This window comes from Blattabacterium cuenoti, assembly GCF_014251235.1.
Classification (GTDB): domain Bacteria; phylum Bacteroidota; class Bacteroidia; order Flavobacteriales; family Blattabacteriaceae; genus Blattabacterium; species Blattabacterium cuenoti_AF.
The window spans coordinates 283,185-303,178 of record NZ_CP059181.1 but is presented as its reverse complement, the minus strand read 5'-3'; the positions used below and the strand labels follow the sequence as shown (position 1 = coordinate 303,178).

General features: G+C 26.9%; 20 protein-coding genes and 2 tRNA genes. 13 read left to right on the top strand and 9 right to left on the bottom strand.

Features of this window, described 5'->3' with window-relative positions:
- Positions 1–65: 65 nt before the first annotated feature.
- Genes H0H78_RS01425 through mtaB form a run of 10 tightly spaced genes read left to right on the top strand, consistent with a single transcriptional unit; the run spans position 66 to position 10,747 of the window.
- Positions 66–923, top strand: coding sequence for a prephenate dehydratase (locus H0H78_RS01425; RefSeq protein WP_185851232.1), 858 nt, complete (start codon positions 66–68; stop codon positions 921–923).
- Entirely contained in the window at positions 920–2,083 is a 1,164-nt protein-coding gene (locus tag H0H78_RS01420; RefSeq protein WP_185851231.1) for a pyridoxal phosphate-dependent aminotransferase, read from the top strand. Before H0H78_RS01425 ends, H0H78_RS01420 begins: the two co-directional genes overlap by 4 nt.
- On the top strand, positions 2,080–2,922 hold the full coding sequence (locus H0H78_RS01415) for a prephenate dehydrogenase (RefSeq protein WP_185851230.1): 843 nt from the start codon (positions 2,080–2,082) through the stop codon (positions 2,920–2,922). The genes H0H78_RS01420 and H0H78_RS01415 overlap by 4 nt, the downstream gene beginning before the upstream one ends.
- A gap of 15 nt (positions 2,923–2,937) precedes the next feature.
- Complete coding sequence (locus H0H78_RS01410; RefSeq protein WP_185851229.1) at positions 2,938–4,008, top strand: bifunctional 3-deoxy-7-phosphoheptulonate synthase/chorismate mutase type II; 1,071 nt, start codon at positions 2,938–2,940, stop codon at positions 4,006–4,008.
- A gap of 40 nt (positions 4,009–4,048) precedes the next feature.
- Positions 4,049–5,305: a methionine adenosyltransferase gene (gene metK / locus H0H78_RS01405; protein ID WP_185851228.1), complete on the top strand. Its 1,257-nt coding sequence runs from the start codon at positions 4,049–4,051 to the stop codon at positions 5,303–5,305.
- Between the two features lie 37 nt (positions 5,306–5,342).
- Positions 5,343–6,146, top strand: a complete 804-nt coding sequence (locus tag H0H78_RS01400) for an enoyl-ACP reductase FabI (protein WP_185851227.1) — start codon at positions 5,343–5,345, stop codon at positions 6,144–6,146.
- Positions 6,147–6,200: 54 nt separating this feature from the next.
- The gene (gene rpe, locus H0H78_RS01395; protein WP_185851226.1) at positions 6,201–6,857 is read left to right on the top strand and encodes a ribulose-phosphate 3-epimerase; all 657 of its coding nucleotides are present in this window, start codon (positions 6,201–6,203) and stop codon (positions 6,855–6,857) included.
- A gap of 5 nt (positions 6,858–6,862) precedes the next feature.
- Positions 6,863–8,704, top strand: a complete 1,842-nt coding sequence (gene dnaG / locus H0H78_RS01390) for a DNA primase (RefSeq protein WP_185851225.1) — start codon at positions 6,863–6,865, stop codon at positions 8,702–8,704.
- Between the two features lie 56 nt (positions 8,705–8,760).
- Positions 8,761–9,390: a peroxiredoxin gene (locus H0H78_RS01385; protein WP_185851224.1), complete on the top strand. Its 630-nt coding sequence runs from the start codon at positions 8,761–8,763 to the stop codon at positions 9,388–9,390.
- A gap of 34 nt (positions 9,391–9,424) precedes the next feature.
- Positions 9,425–10,747, top strand: a complete 1,323-nt coding sequence (mtaB, locus tag H0H78_RS01380) for a tRNA (N(6)-L-threonylcarbamoyladenosine(37)-C(2))-methylthiotransferase MtaB (RefSeq protein WP_185851223.1) — start codon at positions 9,425–9,427, stop codon at positions 10,745–10,747.
- Here the strand turns inward: mtaB and lipB are convergent.
- On the bottom strand, positions 10,740–11,423 hold the full coding sequence (gene lipB / locus H0H78_RS01375; protein WP_185851222.1) for a lipoyl(octanoyl) transferase LipB: 684 nt from the start codon (positions 11,421–11,423) through the stop codon (positions 10,740–10,742). The genes mtaB and lipB overlap by 8 nt on opposite strands.
- Positions 11,424–11,532: 109 nt before the next feature.
- Here lipB and lysS point away from each other — a divergent pair, with 109 nt between their 5' ends.
- Positions 11,533–13,029 carry a lysine--tRNA ligase gene (lysS, locus tag H0H78_RS01370; protein ID WP_185851221.1) on the top strand — a complete coding sequence of 499 codons (1,497 nt, stop codon included), beginning with the start codon at positions 11,533–11,535 and terminating at the stop codon, positions 13,027–13,029.
- An 11-nt stretch (positions 13,030–13,040) separates the two neighbouring features.
- Here lysS and H0H78_RS01365 read toward each other — a convergent pair whose 3' ends face one another.
- Positions 13,041–14,006 carry an amidohydrolase family protein gene (locus H0H78_RS01365; RefSeq protein WP_185851220.1) on the bottom strand — a complete coding sequence of 322 codons (966 nt, stop codon included), beginning with the start codon at positions 14,004–14,006 and terminating at the stop codon, positions 13,041–13,043.
- Between the two features lie 12 nt (positions 14,007–14,018).
- Positions 14,019–14,630, bottom strand: a complete 612-nt coding sequence (rsmG, locus tag H0H78_RS01360) for a 16S rRNA (guanine(527)-N(7))-methyltransferase RsmG (RefSeq protein ID WP_185851219.1) — start codon at positions 14,628–14,630, stop codon at positions 14,019–14,021.
- A 58-nt stretch (positions 14,631–14,688) separates the two neighbouring features.
- Between rsmG and H0H78_RS01355 the strand changes: the two genes are divergently transcribed.
- Positions 14,689–15,876: a pyridoxal phosphate-dependent aminotransferase gene (locus H0H78_RS01355; protein WP_185851218.1), complete on the top strand. Its 1,188-nt coding sequence runs from the start codon at positions 14,689–14,691 to the stop codon at positions 15,874–15,876.
- A gap of 10 nt (positions 15,877–15,886) precedes the next feature.
- Here H0H78_RS01355 and H0H78_RS01350 read toward each other — a convergent pair.
- The 5 genes from H0H78_RS01350 to H0H78_RS01335 all read right to left on the bottom strand — a co-directional run bounded on the left by H0H78_RS01350 (position 15,887) and on the right by H0H78_RS01335 (position 18,626).
- Positions 15,887–15,964: transfer RNA gene (locus H0H78_RS01350), tRNA-His, on the bottom strand.
- A gap of 65 nt (positions 15,965–16,029) precedes the next feature.
- Entirely contained in the window at positions 16,030–16,818 is a 789-nt protein-coding gene (locus H0H78_RS03025) for a diphosphomevalonate/mevalonate 3,5-bisphosphate decarboxylase family protein (RefSeq protein ID WP_394366921.1), read from the bottom strand.
- 44 nt (positions 16,819–16,862) lie between these two features.
- Positions 16,863–17,084: a hypothetical protein gene (locus H0H78_RS03020; RefSeq protein WP_238783775.1), complete on the bottom strand. Its 222-nt coding sequence runs from the start codon at positions 17,082–17,084 to the stop codon at positions 16,863–16,865.
- Positions 17,085–17,104: 20 nt separating this feature from the next.
- Positions 17,105–18,511 (bottom strand): dicarboxylate/amino acid:cation symporter, encoded by a 1,407-nt coding sequence (locus H0H78_RS01340; protein ID WP_185851267.1) that lies wholly within the window; start codon positions 18,509–18,511, stop codon positions 17,105–17,107.
- Positions 18,512–18,555: 44 nt separating this feature from the next.
- Positions 18,556–18,626, bottom strand: a tRNA-Gln gene (locus tag H0H78_RS01335).
- 45 nt (positions 18,627–18,671) lie between these two features.
- On the opposite strand from H0H78_RS01335, the gene rpsP reads away from it, so the two are divergent.
- On the top strand, positions 18,672–19,100 hold the full coding sequence (gene rpsP / locus H0H78_RS01330) for a 30S ribosomal protein S16 (protein ID WP_238783774.1): 429 nt from the start codon (positions 18,672–18,674) through the stop codon (positions 19,098–19,100).
- 37 nt (positions 19,101–19,137) lie between these two features.
- Here the strand turns inward: rpsP and H0H78_RS01325 are convergent, their stop codons facing one another.
- Positions 19,138–19,992 carry an undecaprenyl-diphosphate phosphatase gene (locus H0H78_RS01325; RefSeq protein ID WP_185851217.1) on the bottom strand — a complete coding sequence of 285 codons (855 nt, stop codon included), beginning with the start codon at positions 19,990–19,992 and terminating at the stop codon, positions 19,138–19,140.
- Positions 19,993–19,994: the final 2 nt, after the last annotated feature.

The window sequence follows — 19,994 nt, the reverse complement described above, 5'->3', positions numbered from 1 at the left end:
ACATTGCATAAAACTAAATTATTTTCTACCTTTGAATTTTCTATATATGTAGATTTGATTTATACATGAAAAAGATAGCTATACAAGGGATTAAGGGTTGTTTTCATCACGCAGCAGTTTCTAAGTATTTTGGAAGAAGTTATCCTTATGAATTAATGGAATTTTTTTCTTTTAAAGATTTAGCTATCTCAGTTGTTCAAGGAGATGTAGATGTAGGAGTAATGGCTATAGAAAATAGTATAGCGGGAACAATATTAACTAATTACAATCTTTTATCTGAATATAATTTAATAAGAATAGTAGGAGAAGTATATATGCCTATAAAACACCATTTAATGGTTTTTCCTGGACAAAAAATAGAAAATATACAAGAGATATACTCTCATCCGATGGCTATTTTACAATGTGAAACTTTTTTAGAAAAATATCCTGAAATAAAAATATCAAAATACTACGATACAGCAGCTGCTGCTAAATTTATTTCTAGTAAAAAAAAAAAAGATTTTTCTGCAATAGCATCAGAAGATGCAGCTAAAGAGTATGGATTAGAAATAATCTATAGAAATATACAAACGATTAAAAGTAATTTTACTAGATTCTTCGTTATTGAAAATATTTATAAAAAAAAGGAAGATAATTTTTTTAATAAAGCTTCATTAAAATTTAAAATTTTGCATACAATCGGAAGTCTTTCTCAAATTTTGGGTATTATATCGAGTTTAGGAATAAACATGACTAAAATACAATCCATACCTATTATAGAAAAACCTTGGGAATATTCATTTTATGTAGATATTATATTTAATGATATAAAAGATTATAATATGATGAAAGAAAAAATACGAAAAATAGTATCTATTCATCAATTCTCTATTATGGGAGAATACAAAAATGGAACAGAAGAAAAAATAGATCTTCAATGATTGAGTCAACAAGAATGGATCAAATATCGGAATACTTTTTTTCCGAAAAAATGAGAGAAATTCGTCTTCTTGAAAAAAAAGGAATAAAAATTATTAATTTAGGAATAGGAAATCCGGATCTTCTTCCTCCAAGTGGAGTGATTCATCAAATGAAAATAGCATCAGAAAGAAATAATGCGAATACTTATCAAAATTATGTTGGAATAGATAGCTTTCGAAAAGCTGTTTCTATTTGGTATAAAAGAACATATCAGGTAGATGTAGATCCAAATAGAGAAATTTTACCTTTAATGGGATCAAAGGAAGGAGTTATGCATATAAGTTTGTCTTATTTAAATAGAGGAAACAGTGTTTTAATTCCAGATCCAGGATATCCGACTTATTCTTCTATAACTAAACTTTTGGAATCTGAAATTATTTATTATAATCTTTATGAAAGTGAAAACTGGTGTCCAAACATACAGGATTTGGAAAATAATAAAGACATTACTAATGTAAAAATTATGTGGATTAATTCACCTCATATGCCTACAGGATCCACTCTTACTTTTGATAAGTTAGAAGAAATAGTCCTTTTTGCTAAAAAAAATCATATTTTACTAGTTCATGATAACCCATATAGCTTATTGCTATTAAACAATCGAAAAAAACCATTGAGTATTTTTAATATTGATGGAGCTAAAGATGTTTCTTTAGAATTAAATTCTTTAAGTAAAAGTTATAATATGCCAGGATGGCGTGTCGGAATGATAATTGGAAAAGGAGATTTTATTAAAAATATCGTAAAAGTAAAAAGTCAAATGGATTCTGGAATGTTTTTTCCTATCCAAATTGGAGCTATAGAAGCATTTAATTATGGTGAAAAATGGTTTAAAAAACTAAATATGGAATATATCAGACGTCGAAAAGTTATATGGGAAATATGTGATCGTCTTCATTTAAAATACAATAAAAATAGCTCTGGTATATTTGTTTGGGCAAGAATAACAGAAAAGATAGATAAAGATGATAATAAATGGTCAGAGAAAATTCTTAAAAATTATCACATATTTATTACACCAGGAAGAATTTTTGGAAAAAATGGAAAAGGATACGTTAGATTATCTATGTGTTGTCCTTTTGAAGTTTTGGAAGAGGCAAAAAATAGAATTTTTTCATGAATATTGGAATTATAGGATTAGGTTTAATTGGTGGATCTATTAGTTTAGGATTGAAAAAATATAATTTTGGTGATAGATATATAGGGACCGACTTAAATGAAAAAAACGCTGTACATGCTATCAAACTTGGAATAGTAGATGAAATTATCCCCTTAAAAGATCTTATTCGATTATCTTCCGTTATTATTTTATCCATTCCTGTTGATCATATAAAAAAAATACTTCCAAGTATTCTGAATAAAGTGAGTGAAAATACAGTTATTTTAGATACTGGATCTACTAAATATGATATTTGTCATAGTGTTTATTCTCATCCAAAAAGAAGTCGTTTTGTTGCCACACACCCCATTGCAGGAATCGAAAATTCTGGACCAAATTCGGCTCATTCAGATCTTTTCTATAAAAAAAATTGTGTTTTTTGTGATTCTGAATTAAGTGCTAAAGATGCAATATCTATGGCCGAAAAAATTTACTCTATTATGAAAATGCGTAAAATTTATTTAACTTCTAAAGAACATGATTTTTATATTTCTTATGTTTCTCATTTACCTCATATTTTATCCTTTTCCTTAGCTAAAACAACTTTAGAAAAGTTTGAAAACGAAGAAGATATTTTGAATAAGATAATAGGAAGTGGATTTATTTCTGCTACCCGTTTAGCTAAAAGCAATCCTAAAACATGGTTACCTATTTTTATTTCAAATAAAAAAAACCTGATTGAGGCCATAGATATTCATATAGATAATTTAGAAAAAATTCGTTTTTATCTAAAAAATAAAAAATATCATGAAATTAATCATTATATGAAAGAATCAAATAAAATAAAAAAATATGTATAAATTAAATGTATTGTGATGGAAAAAGATATTCTGAATAATAGTATTGATCGATCTTGGATAGATCAATTTGATAGACCTTTAACTATATCTGGACCTTGTAGTGCAGAAAGTGAACAACAAATTATGGAAACAGCAAAAAAACTAGATCCAGTTTATGTTCAAATATTTAGAGCAGGAATATGGAAACCTAGGACTAGACCAAACAATTTTGAAGGTATAGGAAAAAAAGGACTGAGGTGGTTGAAAAAAGTGAAAGAAGATACAGGGTTAATGGTATCCACAGAGGTAGCAAACGCTGAACATGTTAAATTGGCAAAATCATTTGACATTGATGTTCTTTGGATAGGAGCAAGAAGTACGGCTAGTCCTTTTACTATTCAAGAAATAGCGGATTCTTTAGAAGGAGAAGAGGATAAAATTATCCTAGTAAAAAATCCTATACATCCTGATATAGAATTGTGGATTGGAGCTTTAGAACGTTTATTAAGTAAAGGATTAAAAAAGTTAGGAGTAATCCACCGTGGATTTTACACCTATAAAACATCAAAATACAGAAATCAACCAAATTGGAATTTATTGTTTAATTTTAGGAAAATTCTTCCTAGAATTCCTGTGATATGTGATCCATCACACATTTGCGGAAACAAAGAAGGTATTTTTGAGATAGCAGAAAAAGCATATCGTTTTAGATATGATGGTTTAATGATAGAAAGTCATTGTGATCCTGATCATGCTTGGAGTGATGCTAAACAACAGATTACTCCGGTCTATCTCTTAAATATGTTAAAAAAACTAACATATATTACTACTACATTTGATAAAAAAAAGGATTTATATGATTTTAGAGTTTTTATTGATGAAATAGATGAGAATATCATTCACCTTTTAGCAGATAGAATGAAAATTTCTAAAAAATTGGGTTTTTTAAAAAAATCTGAAGATATCACAATTTTTCAGCCAAATAGATGGAAATCTATTATGAAAAAATCTATAAAATTGGGAAAAGAATTAGGTCTTTCGGAAAAAATACTTGAGGATATTTTTCAATTGTTGCATAAAGAATCCATTAATATTCAAAAAGATTAGAATAAAATGTAGAAAAAAAATAATTTATCTTGTCAGAGAAATGTCTTATTTATTTACTAGTGAATCCGTTTCAGAGGGACATCCTGATAAAATTTCGGATCAGATATCGGATACTATATTAGATCATTTTTTAGCTGATGATCCAGAGGCAAAAGTAGCGATAGAAACTTTAGTTACTACAGGACAAATTATATTAGCTGGAGAAGTAAATTCTAAAACTTATGTTAATGTTCGTAAGGTGGCTCGTGATATTCTTCGTAAAATTGGATATACAAAAAATGAATATAGATTCAATGCCGATTCTTGTGGTATTCTTTCTTCTATTCAAAAACAATCTATAGATCTTTATCATGGAATAAGGAAGTTAAGAAAATCTGAAGAATATGGAGCAGGAGATCAAGGTTTTGTATTTGGATATGCAATTAAAGAAACAGAAAATTATATGCCACTAGCATTAGAGATATCTCATTATTTACTAAAAGAACTTTCATCTATACGAAAAGAAGGTAAAAAAATGACTTACTTACGTCCAGATTCTAAGTCTCAAGTCACTTTAGAATATTCTGAAAATAATATTCCTATGCATATTCACGCTATCGTAATTTCTACTCAACATGATGAATTCGATACAAGAGAAAGAATGCATCAAAGAATAGTTCAAGATATCAGAAATATTTTGCTACCAAGGGTAAAAAAAGTCTTTTCCAAAAAAGTAAAAAAATTATTTACGGACAGAACAAAATATTACATAAATACTACAGGTAAATTTGTAATCGGAGGCCCTCATGGAGATACGGGACTTACCGGTAGAAAAATTATAGTAGATACTTATGGTGGGAGAGGAAGTCATGGAGGAGGTTCTTTTTCTGGAAAAGATCCTTCTAAAGTGGATAGATCGGGAGCATATGCAGCACGACATATTGCTAAAAATCTCGTAGCTGCAGGTATTGCGGATGAATTATTGGTACAAATATCTTATGCAGTTGGAGTTGAAGAACCTATCAGTATTTTTGTCAATACTTATGGGACTTCTAAAGTGGATCTTCTTGATGAAGATATTGTATTGAATATCAAAAAAATTTTTGATTTACGTCCTTACGCTATTACAAAAAGATTGAAACTTTGTCATCCGATATATGAGGAAACATCAGTTTATGGACATATGGGGAAAAAACCAAGAAAAGTATGGAAATATTTCTTTGACGGGGAAAGGAAAAAGAAAAAACAAGAAGTAGAACTTTTTACATGGGAAAAATTGGATTATTTACCTATCATTAAAGATGTTTTTAACATATGAAATCAGTATTCTCATATTAATTAGTTAATCAATATTTATGTCTTACAATTTATTGAAGGGAAAAAAAGGAATTATATTTGGAGCTTTAGATGAAAATTCCATTGCTTGGAAAGTAGCAGAAAAAGTATATGAAGAAGAAGGTTCTTTTGTTTTAACAAATACACCTTCTTCTATAAGAATGGGAAGTAAAATTTATGATTTATCAAAAAAAACTAAATCTATGGTTATTCCAGCAGATGCTACTTCTTTAGAAGATCTGAATATTCTTTTTGATAAAACATTAGATTATTTCGGTGGTAAAATAGATTTTATGCTACATTCTATAGCAATGTCCATAAATATTAGAAAAGGATGTTCTTATACTTCTATCAATTATGAATTTTTGAGAAAGGGATGGGAAATATCTGCTGTTTCTTATCATAAGATCATGCAGATAGCCTGGAAAAAAAAAGCTATGAATAAATGGGGATCTATTGTTGCTTTAACATATATTGCTTCTCAAAGATTTTTTCCACATTATGGAGATATGTCAGATTATAAATCGTATTTAGAGAGTATCACTCGTAATTTTGGTTATTATTGGGGAATAAAGGATAAAGTTAGAGTAAACACAATTTCACAATCTCCTAGCATTACTAAAGCGGCAAAATCTATTAAAGGATTTAACAAATTTTTCGTTATATCTGAAAAGATATCTCCGTTAGGAAATGCCTCTACACAAGATTGTGCAAATTATATAATTACACTTTTTTCCGATTTAACAAAAAAAGTTACAATGCAAAATTTATATCATGATGGAGGTTTTTCTAAAATAGGGATTAGTGAAATGATAGATCATTGAAAAATGATCATTTCATTTCAATACCTTATTTTTTTCTATCAATATTAAAAAAATATGAGAAAAATTATAGCTCCATCTTTACTTTCAGCGGATCTTGTTTTTTTATATAAAGATATAAAAATGCTAAATGAAAGTGAAGCTGATTGGTTCCATATTGATATTATGGATACAACATTTGTTTCTAATATTTCTTTTGGAAATCTTTTTATAAAAAAAATGAAAAAATATGCATCTAAACCTATGGATGTACATTTAATGATTTTACAACCAGAACGTTATATAGAACAATTTAAAGAATGTGGAGCAGATCATTTACATGTTCATTATGAAGCTTGTATTCATTTAAATAGGACTATTTCTTCTATTAAAGAGCATGGCATGAAGGCAGGTGTAGCTGTCAATCCTCATACTCCAGTTTTTCTTTTGAAAGAAATTATTATGGATATAGATTTTGTTTTGTTAATGAGCGTTAATCCTGGCTTTAGTGGACAAAAATTTATTAATCAAACATATAAAAAAGTAGAAGATGCTAAAGATTTAATTTTAAAAAAACATTCTTCTGCTCTTATAGAAGTAGATGGTGGGATTAATCTAGGAAATGCTTCTTTATTATTTAAAAATGGAGCTGATATTTTAGTATCAGGAACTACTATTTTTTCTAGTAAAAATCCAAAAAAAGTAATTCGTAGGATGAAAAATAGTCAGAAATAAAAATTATGATTTCTAAAGAAACTATAAAAAAAATATATTCTATTTCTTGTATAGAAGAAGTGATTGGAGAATTTGTTCGATTAAAAAAAAGCGGTCTAAATTATAGAGGATTAAGTCCTTTCTCCCAAGAAACAAATCCGTCTTTTGTTGTCTCTCCTAAAAAAAGAATATGGAAGGATTTTAGTTCTGGAAAAGGGGGAAATATCATCACTTTTCTTATGGAGCATGAACATTTTACTTATGTAGAATCCTTACATTATTTAGCTAAAAAATATGATATTAAGATTCAAGGAAATAATTATTCATCTTTTGTTCAAAAAAGATATCATGAATATAAAAATTTATGCTTAATACAAGATTATGCAAAATCATTTTTCCGAAATCAATTATATTTTACTCAAGAAGGAAAAAATAATGGATTAAGTTATTTAGTCAATAAAAGAGGTATTAATATACAAACCATTCATGAATTTAAATTAGGTTATGCTCCTTCTTCTTATAGACTATTCACAGAAGTAGCTTTAAAGAAAGGTTTAAATATATGTGATTTACAAAAATCTGGTTTGATTGTATTAAAAGAAAATAATAATCCTTTTGACTGCTTTCGTAAACGTATAATGTTTCCTATTTATGATCATTTAGGAATAGTTATAGGTTTTGGAGGTAGGATTATTGATGATAATTCTTATGCTACAAGATATCTTAATTCGTCAGAAAATGATATTTTTCAAAAAGGAAAAATTTTATATGGCTTATTTCAAGCTAAAAATAACATTTTAAAAGAGGATTTTTGTTATTTAGTTGAAGGATATACTGATGTTATATCTTTACATCAGTCTGGAATAAAGAATGTGGTATCCTCTTCTGGAACTTCTCTGACTATTGATCAAATTTTATTGATTAAGAGATTTACAAAATCTATTGTCATCTTCTATGACGGAGACAGTCCTGGTCTTAAAGCTACTTTAAGAGTTATTAATATGTTCCTTGAACAAAATATGAATTTACGTGTTCTATTCTTTGATAATGGAGAAGACCCGGATTATTTGGCAAAAAATTATTCTTATTCTCAATTGAGAGATGTTTTAGATAAAAATAGCTATAATTTTGTTTCCTTTAAAAAGAGAATCTATGAAAAATTCCATCAAGATGATCCAATGAAAAAATCATTTTTGGTTTGGACTATATTGAATAATATTTCTAAATTATCTAATTTTATTCAAAGAGAGTTATACATTCAGGAAACATCTAAATTATTCGATATACGCCCAGAAGTTCTAATTTCTGAATTAATAAGAATCAGTCAAAAAAATAATAAACAGAAGAATAAAATCGGAAAAAACATTCTTTTAAATTCAGGAAAAAGAAATCCACTTTTTATTCTAGAAAGAGAATTAATTCATTTGATTTTAAATTATGGAAATCTTCTGATTCAAAAAAAAGAAGGATATCATGTTACTGTTTTTGAGGAGATATACCAAACATTTATAAAATGTAAATTCCGTTTTTTCTTGGAACATCATCAAAAAATATTTGATCAAATTTGTTTACAAAAACATAAAAAAGGGAATTTAAATTTCCTTAAGCTTAATAAAGAGAAAAAAACATATTCTTTATCTAAATGGGATAAAAAAGGAATTGATGTTTCTTCTAAAGAAGAGAGAATTCATCAATATCTCATGGATATTTTATTGAGATATAAATCTTTATATGTATTAAAATTAATACAACAAGAAATTCTTAATTTTCAGAAAAGCAATGTTGAAAATGAAGTTATTTTGAAAAGAATTATGTATTTAACAAATTTGAAAAATAAACTTAATAAAAAGTTACATAGATATGTATGAAAAAGATTGGTTTTTTATGATAATTTTGGTAAATTCGTCAATAAATTAAGAAAAAAATGAAACATACTTTAATTTCAAAAAAAGCTCCTAATTTTACAGCTAGTGCAGTATTAAATGGTGAAGATATTATTCAAAATTTTACTTTAGAACATTTTTATGGAAGTAAATATGTGTTACTTTTTTTCTATCCAAAAGATTTCACTTTTGTTTGTCCTACAGAAATATATGCATTTCAAGAAAAAATACGTGACTTTGAGCAAAGGAATGTTCAAGTTATAGCTATATCTACAGATACGGAACAATCTCACTGGGCATGGTTACAAATTCCAAAAGAAAAAGGAGGTATACATGGCGTTACTTATCCTATAGTTTCTGATATCAATAAAACTATATCCTATAATTATGGTGTTTTATCTGGAAACTTAATTTTAGACCAAAACGAATTAAAAGCTACGGGAGAGCTAATATCTTATAGAGGTTTATTCTTGATAGATAAAGAAGGTTTTATCAGACATCTTTTAATTAATGATTTTCCTTTAGGAAGAAATATAGATGAAGCCATTCGTATGATAGATGCTCTTCAATATTATGAAAAAAGTGGAGAAGTCTGTCCAGCAAATTGGACAAAGGGTAAAAGATCTATAAAAGCTACTCATCGTGGACTTTTAGATTATTATTCCTCTTAGAAGACTTAGAATAGAAGAGAGGAATATTATTATAATGAAAAGAAAAAAGATAGCATTTTATACCATAGGATGTAAACTTAATTATTCGGAAACATCTACTATAGAAAGAAAATTTTCTGTTTTAGAATATGAACATGTTACTTTCAAAAGTTTTGCAGATATATATGTTATTAATACTTGTTCCGTAACTAAAAATGCAGAAAAAGATTTTAAGTATATAGTACGTTTTTTTATCAAAAAAAATTCAAAAGCTTTTATTATAGCAATTGGATGTTATGCTCAAATTCATTATAATAAAGTTTCTTCCATACATGGTGTAGATCTAGTTTTAGGAAATGAAGATAAATATCACATTATAGATCATCTTAATAAAAAGAAAACTGGTCATATTATATCGAAAAACAGATATAAAAAATTTTCTTATTTTTCTTCTTTTTCTATTGGAAAAAGAACTCGTTCTTTTTTAAAAATACAAGATGGATGTGATTATAAATGTAGTTATTGTATCATCCCTCTAGCAAGAGGGGGTTCTCGTTCTGACAGTGTAGAAAACATATTAAATAATATAAATTTTCTTTTTAGAAAAGGGATAAAGGAAATAGTATTAACAGGGATAAATATTGGAGATTATGGAAAAGGAATATATAAAAAAGAAAACGGAGGTTCCTGTTACACTTTTTTTGATTTAATACGTTTTATAGATCAAAAAATAAATAAAAAAGGAAGAATACGTTTATCCTCAGTAGAACCTAATTTATTGAAAAATGAGTGTATTGATTTTTTATCAAAAAGTAAACTTTTTATGCCTCACTTTCATATTCCTTTACAATCTGGGAGTAATTATATACTAGGGAATATGCAAAGACGTTATAGACGAGAACTTTATAAAGAAAAAATACAATACATACGTAATATAATTCCTGATGCTTATATTGGTTCAGATATAATTGTAGGATTTCCTGGAGAAAAACATAGACATTTTTTAGAGACTTATTATTTTTTGAAGGAATTGGAAATATCTTCATTACACATATTTCCATACTCTCAAAGACCAAATACAAAAGCTATTAATTTAATAGAACAAGTAACTAAAGAAATCCAATATAAACGAAAAAATATATTAAGTACTCTTTCAAAAGAGAAGTATCTTACTTTTTGTAAGAAACAACTTTATACTAAAAAAACAGTTTTATTTGAAAAGAATAATACGAAAAATAAAAAATATTTGTATGGATATACAGATAATTATATTCGAACAAAAATAAATATTAATCCATTATTTATAAATACGTTACAAAACGTTTTTCTCGAAAAAGTAGATAAAGATGGAATAATGATAGTTAAATCTATTATATAAATTCTATATGAAAAATTTTTTGAAAAGATTTTTTTACTAGATTTTTTGCATCATAAAAAGATATTTTATTTTTCAATTCTTCTTTTAAGGATGTAACTCCTTTATTAAAAAGACCACATGGAATAATATGATCAAAATATCGTAAATCTGTATTGATATTTAAAGAAAAACCATGCATAGTAATCCAACGACTTATTCTAATTCCTATGGAACATATTTTTCTATAAGTTCCGTTTTTTATTAACCAAACTCCTGTATTTTTATTTATTCTCTCACCTTTTATTCCATAATTTTTTAATAAAAAATGAATAACAACTTCTTCTAAAAAACGTAAATATTTATGAATATCCGTAAAAAAATAATCCATATTTAAAATTGGGTATACAACTAATTGTCCAGGACCATGGTAAGTTATATCTCCTCCTCTATCTATTTGATAAAATTCAGCATTTATTTTTTTTAAAAAGTTTGAGGTAACCAACAAATTTTGTTCTTTTCCATTTTTTCCTATAGTGTAAACATGAGGATGTTCTACAAAAAGCAAATATCCGTGTATTTTTTTATCACATATTTTTTTTTGATGGATGAGTTTGTTAAATAATATTTTTTGATATATCCAAGTTTCTTTATATTTTTTATATCCCAAGTCTTCAAAAAAGAGAATTCTTTTTTTCATAGTTTTTCATTCAAAACTTTTTGAATATAATAAAAAAAACAAATGTACCTTCGTATACGTATAAATAAAGAAATAACGTTCACTTACTACTCTGTTTAATGTCTGTTTAATGAAAAATTTATCAGAACAACAAATTATACGTAGAAAAAAATTAGATAATTTAAGAAAATTAGGAATAAACCCTTATCCACCAGACGAATATATAATAACTTACCCTATTATAAATATTCATCAAAAATTTGTAGAAAAAAAATATGTTAGCATAGCTGGACGTTTAATTAGATTACGTATTTTAGGAAAGGCTTCTTTTGGAGAAATTAAAGACCATACGGGACGCATACAGATATACTTTAATAAAAATCATTTTTTTTCAGAAAAAATGGGAGAAGAAGAGTCTTACAATATTCTTTTAAAAAAACTTATAGACATAGGAGATATTATTGGAATTAAAGGTTTTCTATTTAAAACGAAAATGAATGAAATAACGATACATGTTCATAGATTAACTTTACTTTCTAAATCTTTACGTCCTTTACCACAAGTAAAAGTAGATAAAAATAAAAAAATATACGATGCTTTTTCCAATACTGAACAACGTTATCGTATGCGTTATGTAGATTTAATAGTGAATGATCATGTAAAAGAAATTTTTTTAAAACGTACTCGTATTATACGTATAATTAGAGATTATTTAGATAATAAGGGTTATTTAGAAGTAGAAACACCTATTTTACAACCTATTCCTGGTGGAGCTATAGCTCGTCCATTTATGACTTATCACAATACTCTTAGAATTCCATTATATTTACGTATAGCTAATGAACTTTACTTGAAAAGACTTATAATTGGAGGATTTAATGGAGTTTATGAATTTTCTAAAAATTTTAGAAATGAAGGAATGGATCGTCTTCATAATCCAGAATTTACTGTACTAGAACTTTATGTTGCTTATAAAGATTATTATTGGATGATGAAGTTTACAGAAAAACTTATGAAGCGTATTTTTCAAATGATACAACAAGAAAATTTTGTGGAACTAGAGATTCCTTTTCCTCGCATCCCTATATTGGATTCCATTCAAAAATATACTGGATTTGATCTAAAAGGAATGGATAAAGATACACTAAGAAAAGTTTGTCAAAAATTGCATATAGAAGAAAATGATCAAATGAGTAAAGCTAAATTAATAGAAAATATTTTTTCAGAAAAATGTGAGAAAAATTATAAAAAACCCACTTTTATTATTGATTATCCTGTAGAGATGAGTCCTTTAACTAAAAGACATCGTCATAAAAAAAATTTATCAGAACGTTTTGAACTTCTTATTAATGGACAAGAAATAGCTAATTCTTATTCCGAACTTAATGATCCTATTGATCAACTTGATCGTTTTAGAGAACAACTTCAATTATCAGAAAATAAAACAGAAAATAAAACAGATGAATCTATTTTTCTAGATAAAGATTTTATACGATCTTTAGAATTCGGAATGCCTCCAACAGCAGGAATTGGAATAGGTATAGACAGATTGGTAATGCTATTGACAGGACAAAATTCTATTCAAGAAGTCTTATTTTTTCCACAAATGCGTACAGAAAAAAGATAAAAAAGTAATTCTTAAGAAGGAGTTAAACCTAATACTTTCAAACCATTTTCCGTTGCAATCTTAACAAGATTGTCAATATTATAATAATGACAAGCTTCTAACATGACACGTAATTCTATCCATAAATTTCCATCAGAAAAAGGTTTGTATATATCACATATATTATCTGTTCCAAAAGCAACAATAATTCCTTCTGGTAGCATTTCATCTACTGGAGTAATAGAATTGTGACTAGGTGTTAAACGTTCACTTCTAATATGATCAATCCATGCAATAGGACAAGATATTACCATTAAATTAGCTTTTTTCATTAATTCATAGATTTCATAACGATATTTTCTATCATGAGAGGCTATAGATATACAATGTATTGCTACTACCTTCCCTTCCATCCCATGATCGATAGTTTTTTTTGCTAGTTTTTCTGTTTCTTTTTCATCATCTGTATTAAATTGATCTACATGTATATGTACTAATTTTCCTGTTTTTTTTGCTGTTTTTAATAAAATATCTATATGTTCATCTTCTCTTCCATAATCTTTAGCGGGCAAACCCCCTATAATATCTACGAATTCTATAGATTTATCGAACCAATATTTTGATTTTTTATTCAAAACTCCTTTAAGTACTTGATTAGCAAAACGAAGTTTTATCAAATGACCATAATTTTTTTTCAATTTTTTAGCTGCTTTTAATGCTCTATCTTCAATAATTTCATCCACATCAATAAAAGTGCATATAGCTTGTGTTCCTTGTATTAAAAAGGATTCTAAAGCTTTTTCCATACGAACATAAATATCATCCTCTGTAGATAGACGTTTCATTTCATCTACTAAATACCATTTTTTCTTCAAGGAAGAATAAGAATATTGAAAATTTTCTTTCGTAAGAGTATAAGCTCGGTCTAAGTGAGCATGGGAATTTACCCATCCCCCTTTATTTTTTATTTTTTCAATAAAAATATTTTTAGGATTCATTTTAATTTTGTATTAAATATTGGAAATCCAAATAACTTTTTTTTCTATAAAAAACGGTTCTCTAAAATAATTAATTAGAGGATATTCTACTGCATTAGGAAATCTATTTAATTCTTTGGTTAGATTTCCTCCTTTTAGATAGAAAGCTCCAGTACTAATAGATTTGCATCTATATTTATTTTTTATCCATTGATGAATTTTATATATTTTTGCTACAGCTCTACTAACAACAAAATCAAATTTATTTTCTATTTTTTCTGCACGTATACAAATAGCTTTTGCATTTTTTAAACGGAGAGAATTTATAATTTTATCTACTATTTTAATTTTTTTAAGAATAGAATCAACTAATATAAATTCCGTATTAGGAAAAACAATGGATAATGGAATTCCTGGAAACCCTCCACCCGTTCCTAAGTCCATAACCGTTGATCCAGGAAAAAAAGAATAAACTTTTGCAATTCCTAAACAAAAAAGAATATGTCTTTGATAAAAGTGACAAAATGTTTTTTTAGAAATAAGATTCACATATGTATTCCAATATGAATAAATATTTTTTAAAGATGATAGTTGATCGATTTGTTTCTCCAATAGATCTGGAAAATATTTTTTAATCAATTCCATATAGATTTTTTTATAATCAAATTTATTTAGATTTGTAATCATTTCAAATTATGCATCTATGAAAAATAGATTATCCCACCGTTTACAAAATATATCTTATTCGCAAACTCTAGCTATGTCTAGTAAAGCTAGAGAATTAAAAAATAGAGGATATGACGTTATTAACCTAAGTTTAGGAGAACCTGATTTTTATCCTCCTGATTTTATTTTATCTTCTGCTAAAAAAGCTATAGATCAAGGTTTTCATTATTATACACCAGTAACAGGATATTTAGAACTTAGAGAGGTAATATGCAAGAAATTTTATCGTGACAATGGATTAAAATATTCACCATCACAAATTGTAGTTTCTACAGGAGGAAAACAATCTATTATGAATATTTTTTTATCTTTACTCAATAAAAATGATGAAGTTATTATCCCCGCTCCCTACTGGGTTAGTTATTATCAAATGGTTAAATTGTGTGAAGCTACTCCCGTTATCATCCCAACAACGATGGAAGAAGATTTTAAAATATCTCCAAAAAAATTGGAAAAATATATTACCCATCGAACAAAATTGTTTATTTTTAGTACCCCTTGTAATCCTACAGGAAGTGTTTATTCCTATCAAGAATTAGAAAATTTGGCAAAAATTTTCAAAAAACATCCAAATGTTCTAATTATTTCTGATGAAATATATGAACATATTCGTTATTCGGTTAAACATACTAGTATTGCTTCTTTTCCTGAAATTTATCATCAAGTTATTACCATCAATGGATTATCCAAAGCTTTCTCTATGACTGGATGGAGGATAGGTTATATTGGGGCTCCAGAATGGGTTTCTAAGTCTTGTGATAAAATACAAGGTCAAATAACTTCTTGTGCTAATTCCATAGCACAACGTGCAGCTATCGAGGCATTAAAAGTTTCACCAATAAAAATTGAATATATGATTAAAGAATTTGAAAAAAGAAGAGATTTAGTTTTAGAAATGATCAAAAAAATTGATGGATTTCACGTCAATAAACCATATGGAGCTTTCTATGTTTTTCCAAATATTTCTTCTTTTTTTGGAAAAAAAGTTGACGGAAAGAAAATTATGAATTCTGATGAACTTTCTATTTTTTTACTTGATAAAGCTAAAGTAGCTACTGTCAGTGGTAGTGCTTTTGGAGATAATGAATGTTTACGAATTTCTTATGCATCTAAAGAGGATAAAATAATAGAGGCTTTTAAAAGGATCAAACAAGTTTTGAATTAAAAACCCCATATGGGGTGGATGACCGGATTCGAACCGGCGACCCTCAGAACCACAATCTGATGCTCTAAACCTACTGAGCTACACCCACCATTTGTTTCACAGATGAAAAAATTCAAAAAAAATAAACCAAACAAAGATAGATAATCAATCGATTTATTTACAAAAACTTTTGATGATTTTTTTGCAAAAAAAAAGGTCATTATCTATCCATTTTAGAATAGGTCCTCTTTCTTGAATTGGATATATAAGGTGAACGTTTGCTCCTGCATCTAATGTAAAAAAAATATTTATTTTGCTTTGATGCCTAAACTCAAATATCTTATAAATAACATGAAGTGTATTAGGTTTCATCCAAAAAAAATAAGGAGAAGAAGTCATAGTCATTGCATGAAGAGTCAAAGCCTCATGTTCTATTAATTCTCCAAAACTTCGTATATCTCCGGTTTTCAATATGGATATCATTTTATCCATATTTTTATTAGCACTTTTATATCTATCCCTAGCATAAGGATGATTATTCATTAATTTATGTCCTTTTGAGCTCAAAAGTTTTTTAGGTTTGTCATCTATTACTAGTATAGTATCTTCCATTTGTGTAAAAATAGGATGGACCTTATAGGGATAAGGTATAGAATAGAAGTTATTGCTTCCACTTATAGATTTATGAAAACCCCAAACTACAAGTCCAGGATATATAGATCGGCATGCACTTCCGGAACCTAATCTAGCTAAGAATGAAGCTTTTTTAAAAAAAAAGTCTTCATTTAAAGATGGAACCAATTTTTTTTCTATTTCCATAATGCATAAAGCTAAGGAACTCATAGAGGAAGCTGATGAAGCTAATCCACTACTATGTGGAAAAGTATTGATTGTTTCTATTACGAAATTGAAATTTTTTAAATAAGAACAATAAAATGAAATTCTATGAAAAAATTCTAAAATTTTTGGAAGAAAACTTTTTTTCTCTTTTCCACAAAAGAAAACCTTTATAGATTTTTTTTTTTTCTAATATGATAAATTAATTTTGTTTCTGTATAAATGTCTCCTAAAGAATAACTAATAGATGAATTTAACGGAATTTGAATTTTCTTTTTTTTTTTCCCCCAATATTTTATTAAAGCAATATTAGAAGGACTTCTCTTCTTTACCTCTCCATTTGTCACTATAAAACATCTTTTTTTCTTATAAATAAAATAATTTTTTTTCATGAAAATCTTTCAAGTACGATTTAATTCACGTTATTATTTTTTTTTATATAATCTAACATTTTATTATCATTAAATTCTCCTTCAGAACGAGCAATAACACAACTAGCTAAACCATTTCCGATAACATTTACAGTTGTCCGAGCCATATCCATCAATTCATCTATTCCTATAATAGCCAATATAGGCCAAGTAGGTAACCCAAAAGACGTTACTGTAGCTAAAAGGATAACTAAAGAGGCTCTAGGTACACCAGCTACACCTTTACTGGTTAAAATTAAAGTTAAACCTATAAATATTTGTTGGCTAAAACTTAAGGGAATTCCAGATGCTTGTGCAACAAAAACGGTAGCTAAAGATAAATACAGAGTCGTTCCATCTAAATTAAAACTATAACCTGTAGGAATTACAAAAGAAACAATTTTTCTAGGAACTCCTAATTTTTCTAAATTTTCCATAAGAAGAGGTAAAGCTGATTCTGAACTTGTTGTAGCAAAAGCTAATGAAACTGGTTCTGTTAATGCTTTTACAAATCCTCTTAAAGGTATTTTAATCCATAAAAGGATGGGGAATAAAACAATCATCAAAAATAAAAGCAAAGCAATGTAAAGAGTAAATAATAATTGAAAAAGATTATATAAAATATCTAAACCCATATGTCCTACCGTATAAGCTATAGCAGATCCTACTCCTATAGGAGCAAAATACATGATTATTTTGGTAAATTTAAACATGATTTCTGAAAGACTTTCTGCAAATAATAATATAGGACTACGTTTTTTTTCACTTAAAAAAACCATAGATATACCAAATAAAACAGAAAAGACAACAATAGGTAATACTTCTCCATGATATATAGATTTAATGAAATTCTCTGGAAAAACATGAAGAACGGTATCTTGCCACGTTTTACTTTCTACTTTTGGTAATTGTTGTTCATCGATACTTGAAGGTATAGTGATGCCTACTCCAGCTTGAGATACATTAATAGCTATCAGACCAATAAATAAAGCTAAAGTGGTTACTATCTCAAAATACAAGAGGGATTTCCAGCCCATATTACCTAATTGTTTGATATTAGAATGACTAGCTATTCCAACTACTAAAGTTGAAAATAAAATCGGAGCTATAATAGTTTTGATCATTCTCAAAAATATTTTAGACAGGAATCTTAATTCTATTGCAATTTTAGGTAAATCTAGTCCAAACTCTATTCCTATCATAATAGATAACAAGATCCAAGTAGTTAAATCTTTTTTTAGAATAGCATAAAAAACGAAAATAGATATAACGAAACATCTTAATGTACAAAGAGTCCATTTATCAATGCCAAAAAATGATTTTAATAAATGAATAAAAATATAAGCGAAAACACTTAAAAGTGCTATCAGCAAAACTTTTTCTTTTTTTACTCTCATCCCAATACTCATTTTGTAAAAAAAATTCAACATCTATATCTTATTAATAAAGGAAACAGACCCGTAGGGATTCGAACCCTAACTTACAGAACCAAAATCTGCTGTGCTACCGTTACACAACGGGTCTATGAAAAATGTAAATATATACCATTTTTTTTCAAAAACAATAATTATGAATAAAGCTATTTTTAGATCAAAAAAATCTCTTTCTATCCTTAATTTTTTTTGTATTATATTACACAGCTATAGAAAAAAATCAATAATGTCTGTTAAAATACGTTTAAAAAGAATTGGAAAAAAACATAAGCCTATTTATCACATCATTGTAGCAGATTCTCGTTCTCCAAGAGATGGTAAATTCCTTGAAAAGCTAGGAACCTATAATCCTCATTATGATCCTCCTTTAATCAGATTAAAAATCCAGGAATCTGTATCATGGTTGATGAATGGAGCACAACCTACGGATACAGTAAAATCTATTTTTTCCAAAAAAGGAGTTTTATTAAAAAAACATTTATTAGAAGGTGTTAAAAAAAAAGTTTTAAGTGATGAAGAGGCTCTTCAAAAATTTCATTCTTGGTTAAAAAAGAAAAAAGAATAAAACAACTTTTTATATTGAATTTTTTTTAAAACTTTTTTTAAAGTTTTCCAATAGGTTTGATAAAATAATGGATAAAAACAAAAATCATCCCTAAAATGATTCTATAATATCCAAATAATCTAAAATTATTATTTTTTAAATAATCCACAAAAAATTTGATGGATAGAAGAGCTGTAATAAAAGAAACAATGTTTCCAATCATTAATAATTTTATCTCCTGCTGTATAATAAAAAGATCTTTGTATTTTATATTTTTTACAAATTCTAAAAAATAAAATTTATATGATAAATAATTTAATTGAAAAAAATGATCAAATAATTTTTTACATGTAGCCATTCCAATAACAGGTAAAGATAAAAAAAAAGAAAATTCAATAGCTTTATTCCTATTAATTTTTTGAATCATACACGCAGCTATAATAGTAGCACTCCTAGATACTCCAGGAATGACAGATAGACATTGAAATAATCCAATATTAAAAGCTTGTAAATAAGTTATATGATTACTTTTATGAATTTTTTTTTCATAAAAATTTTCCAGTTGAATAATTATAAAACCTCCTATAATAAGAGAAAAAGCCACTATAAGTTTTTTTTCCAAAAAAAAATTTATTTGATTTTTAAAAAAAAAACCAACAAACACTATAGGTATACAAGCTAAAACTAGCTTTATATAAAAATCTTTCTTTTGAAGAAAGAACTTTTTTCTATATAAAAAAAGAACTGAACAAACTGCTCCAACTTGAACAGATATTAAGAATAATTTAGTAAATTCTTTTTCCATAATTCCCATGAAGTAAGCTGCAATTATCATATGTCCTGTAGAGGAAATTGGTAAAAATTCTGTAATACCTTCAATAAAACCTAGTAGGATTGATTGAATATAATTCATGA

Bases quoted from the DNA above. Each gene is read 5' to 3' on its own strand.
- rpsP (WP_238783774.1), top strand. From the start codon at position 18,672: ATGAATAAAGCTATTTTTAGATCAAAAAAATCTCTTTCTATCCTTAAT.
- H0H78_RS01385 (WP_185851224.1), top strand. From the start codon at position 8,761: ATGAAACATACTTTAATTTCAAAAAAAGCTCCTAATTTTACAGCTAGT.
- lipB (WP_185851222.1), bottom strand. From the start codon at position 11,423: ATGAAAAAAAGAATTCTCTTTTTTGAAGACTTGGGATATAAAAAATAT.
- H0H78_RS01400 (WP_185851227.1), top strand. From the start codon at position 5,343: ATGTCTTACAATTTATTGAAGGGAAAAAAAGGAATTATATTTGGAGCT.
- H0H78_RS01325 (WP_185851217.1), bottom strand. From the start codon at position 19,992: ATGAATTATATTCAATCAATCCTACTAGGTTTTATTGAAGGTATTACA.
- lysS (WP_185851221.1), top strand. From the start codon at position 11,533: ATGAAAAATTTATCAGAACAACAAATTATACGTAGAAAAAAATTAGAT.
- H0H78_RS01355 (WP_185851218.1), top strand. From the start codon at position 14,689: ATGAAAAATAGATTATCCCACCGTTTACAAAATATATCTTATTCGCAA.
- dnaG (WP_185851225.1), top strand. From the start codon at position 6,863: ATGATTTCTAAAGAAACTATAAAAAAAATATATTCTATTTCTTGTATA.
- H0H78_RS03020 (WP_238783775.1), bottom strand. From the start codon at position 17,084: ATGAAAAAAAATTATTTTATTTATAAGAAAAAAAGATGTTTTATAGTG.
- rpe (WP_185851226.1), top strand. From the start codon at position 6,201: ATGAGAAAAATTATAGCTCCATCTTTACTTTCAGCGGATCTTGTTTTT.
- H0H78_RS01340 (WP_185851267.1), bottom strand. From the start codon at position 18,511: ATGAGTATTGGGATGAGAGTAAAAAAAGAAAAAGTTTTGCTGATAGCA.
- rsmG (WP_185851219.1), bottom strand. From the start codon at position 14,630: ATGGAATTGATTAAAAAATATTTTCCAGATCTATTGGAGAAACAAATC.
- mtaB (WP_185851223.1), top strand. From the start codon at position 9,425: ATGAAAAGAAAAAAGATAGCATTTTATACCATAGGATGTAAACTTAAT.
- H0H78_RS01415 (WP_185851230.1), top strand. From the start codon at position 2,080: ATGAATATTGGAATTATAGGATTAGGTTTAATTGGTGGATCTATTAGT.
- H0H78_RS01365 (WP_185851220.1), bottom strand. From the start codon at position 14,006: ATGAATCCTAAAAATATTTTTATTGAAAAAATAAAAAATAAAGGGGGA.
- H0H78_RS01420 (WP_185851231.1), top strand. From the start codon at position 920: ATGATTGAGTCAACAAGAATGGATCAAATATCGGAATACTTTTTTTCC.
- H0H78_RS01425 (WP_185851232.1), top strand. From the start codon at position 66: ATGAAAAAGATAGCTATACAAGGGATTAAGGGTTGTTTTCATCACGCA.
- metK (WP_185851228.1), top strand. From the start codon at position 4,049: ATGTCTTATTTATTTACTAGTGAATCCGTTTCAGAGGGACATCCTGAT.
- H0H78_RS01410 (WP_185851229.1), top strand. From the start codon at position 2,938: ATGGAAAAAGATATTCTGAATAATAGTATTGATCGATCTTGGATAGAT.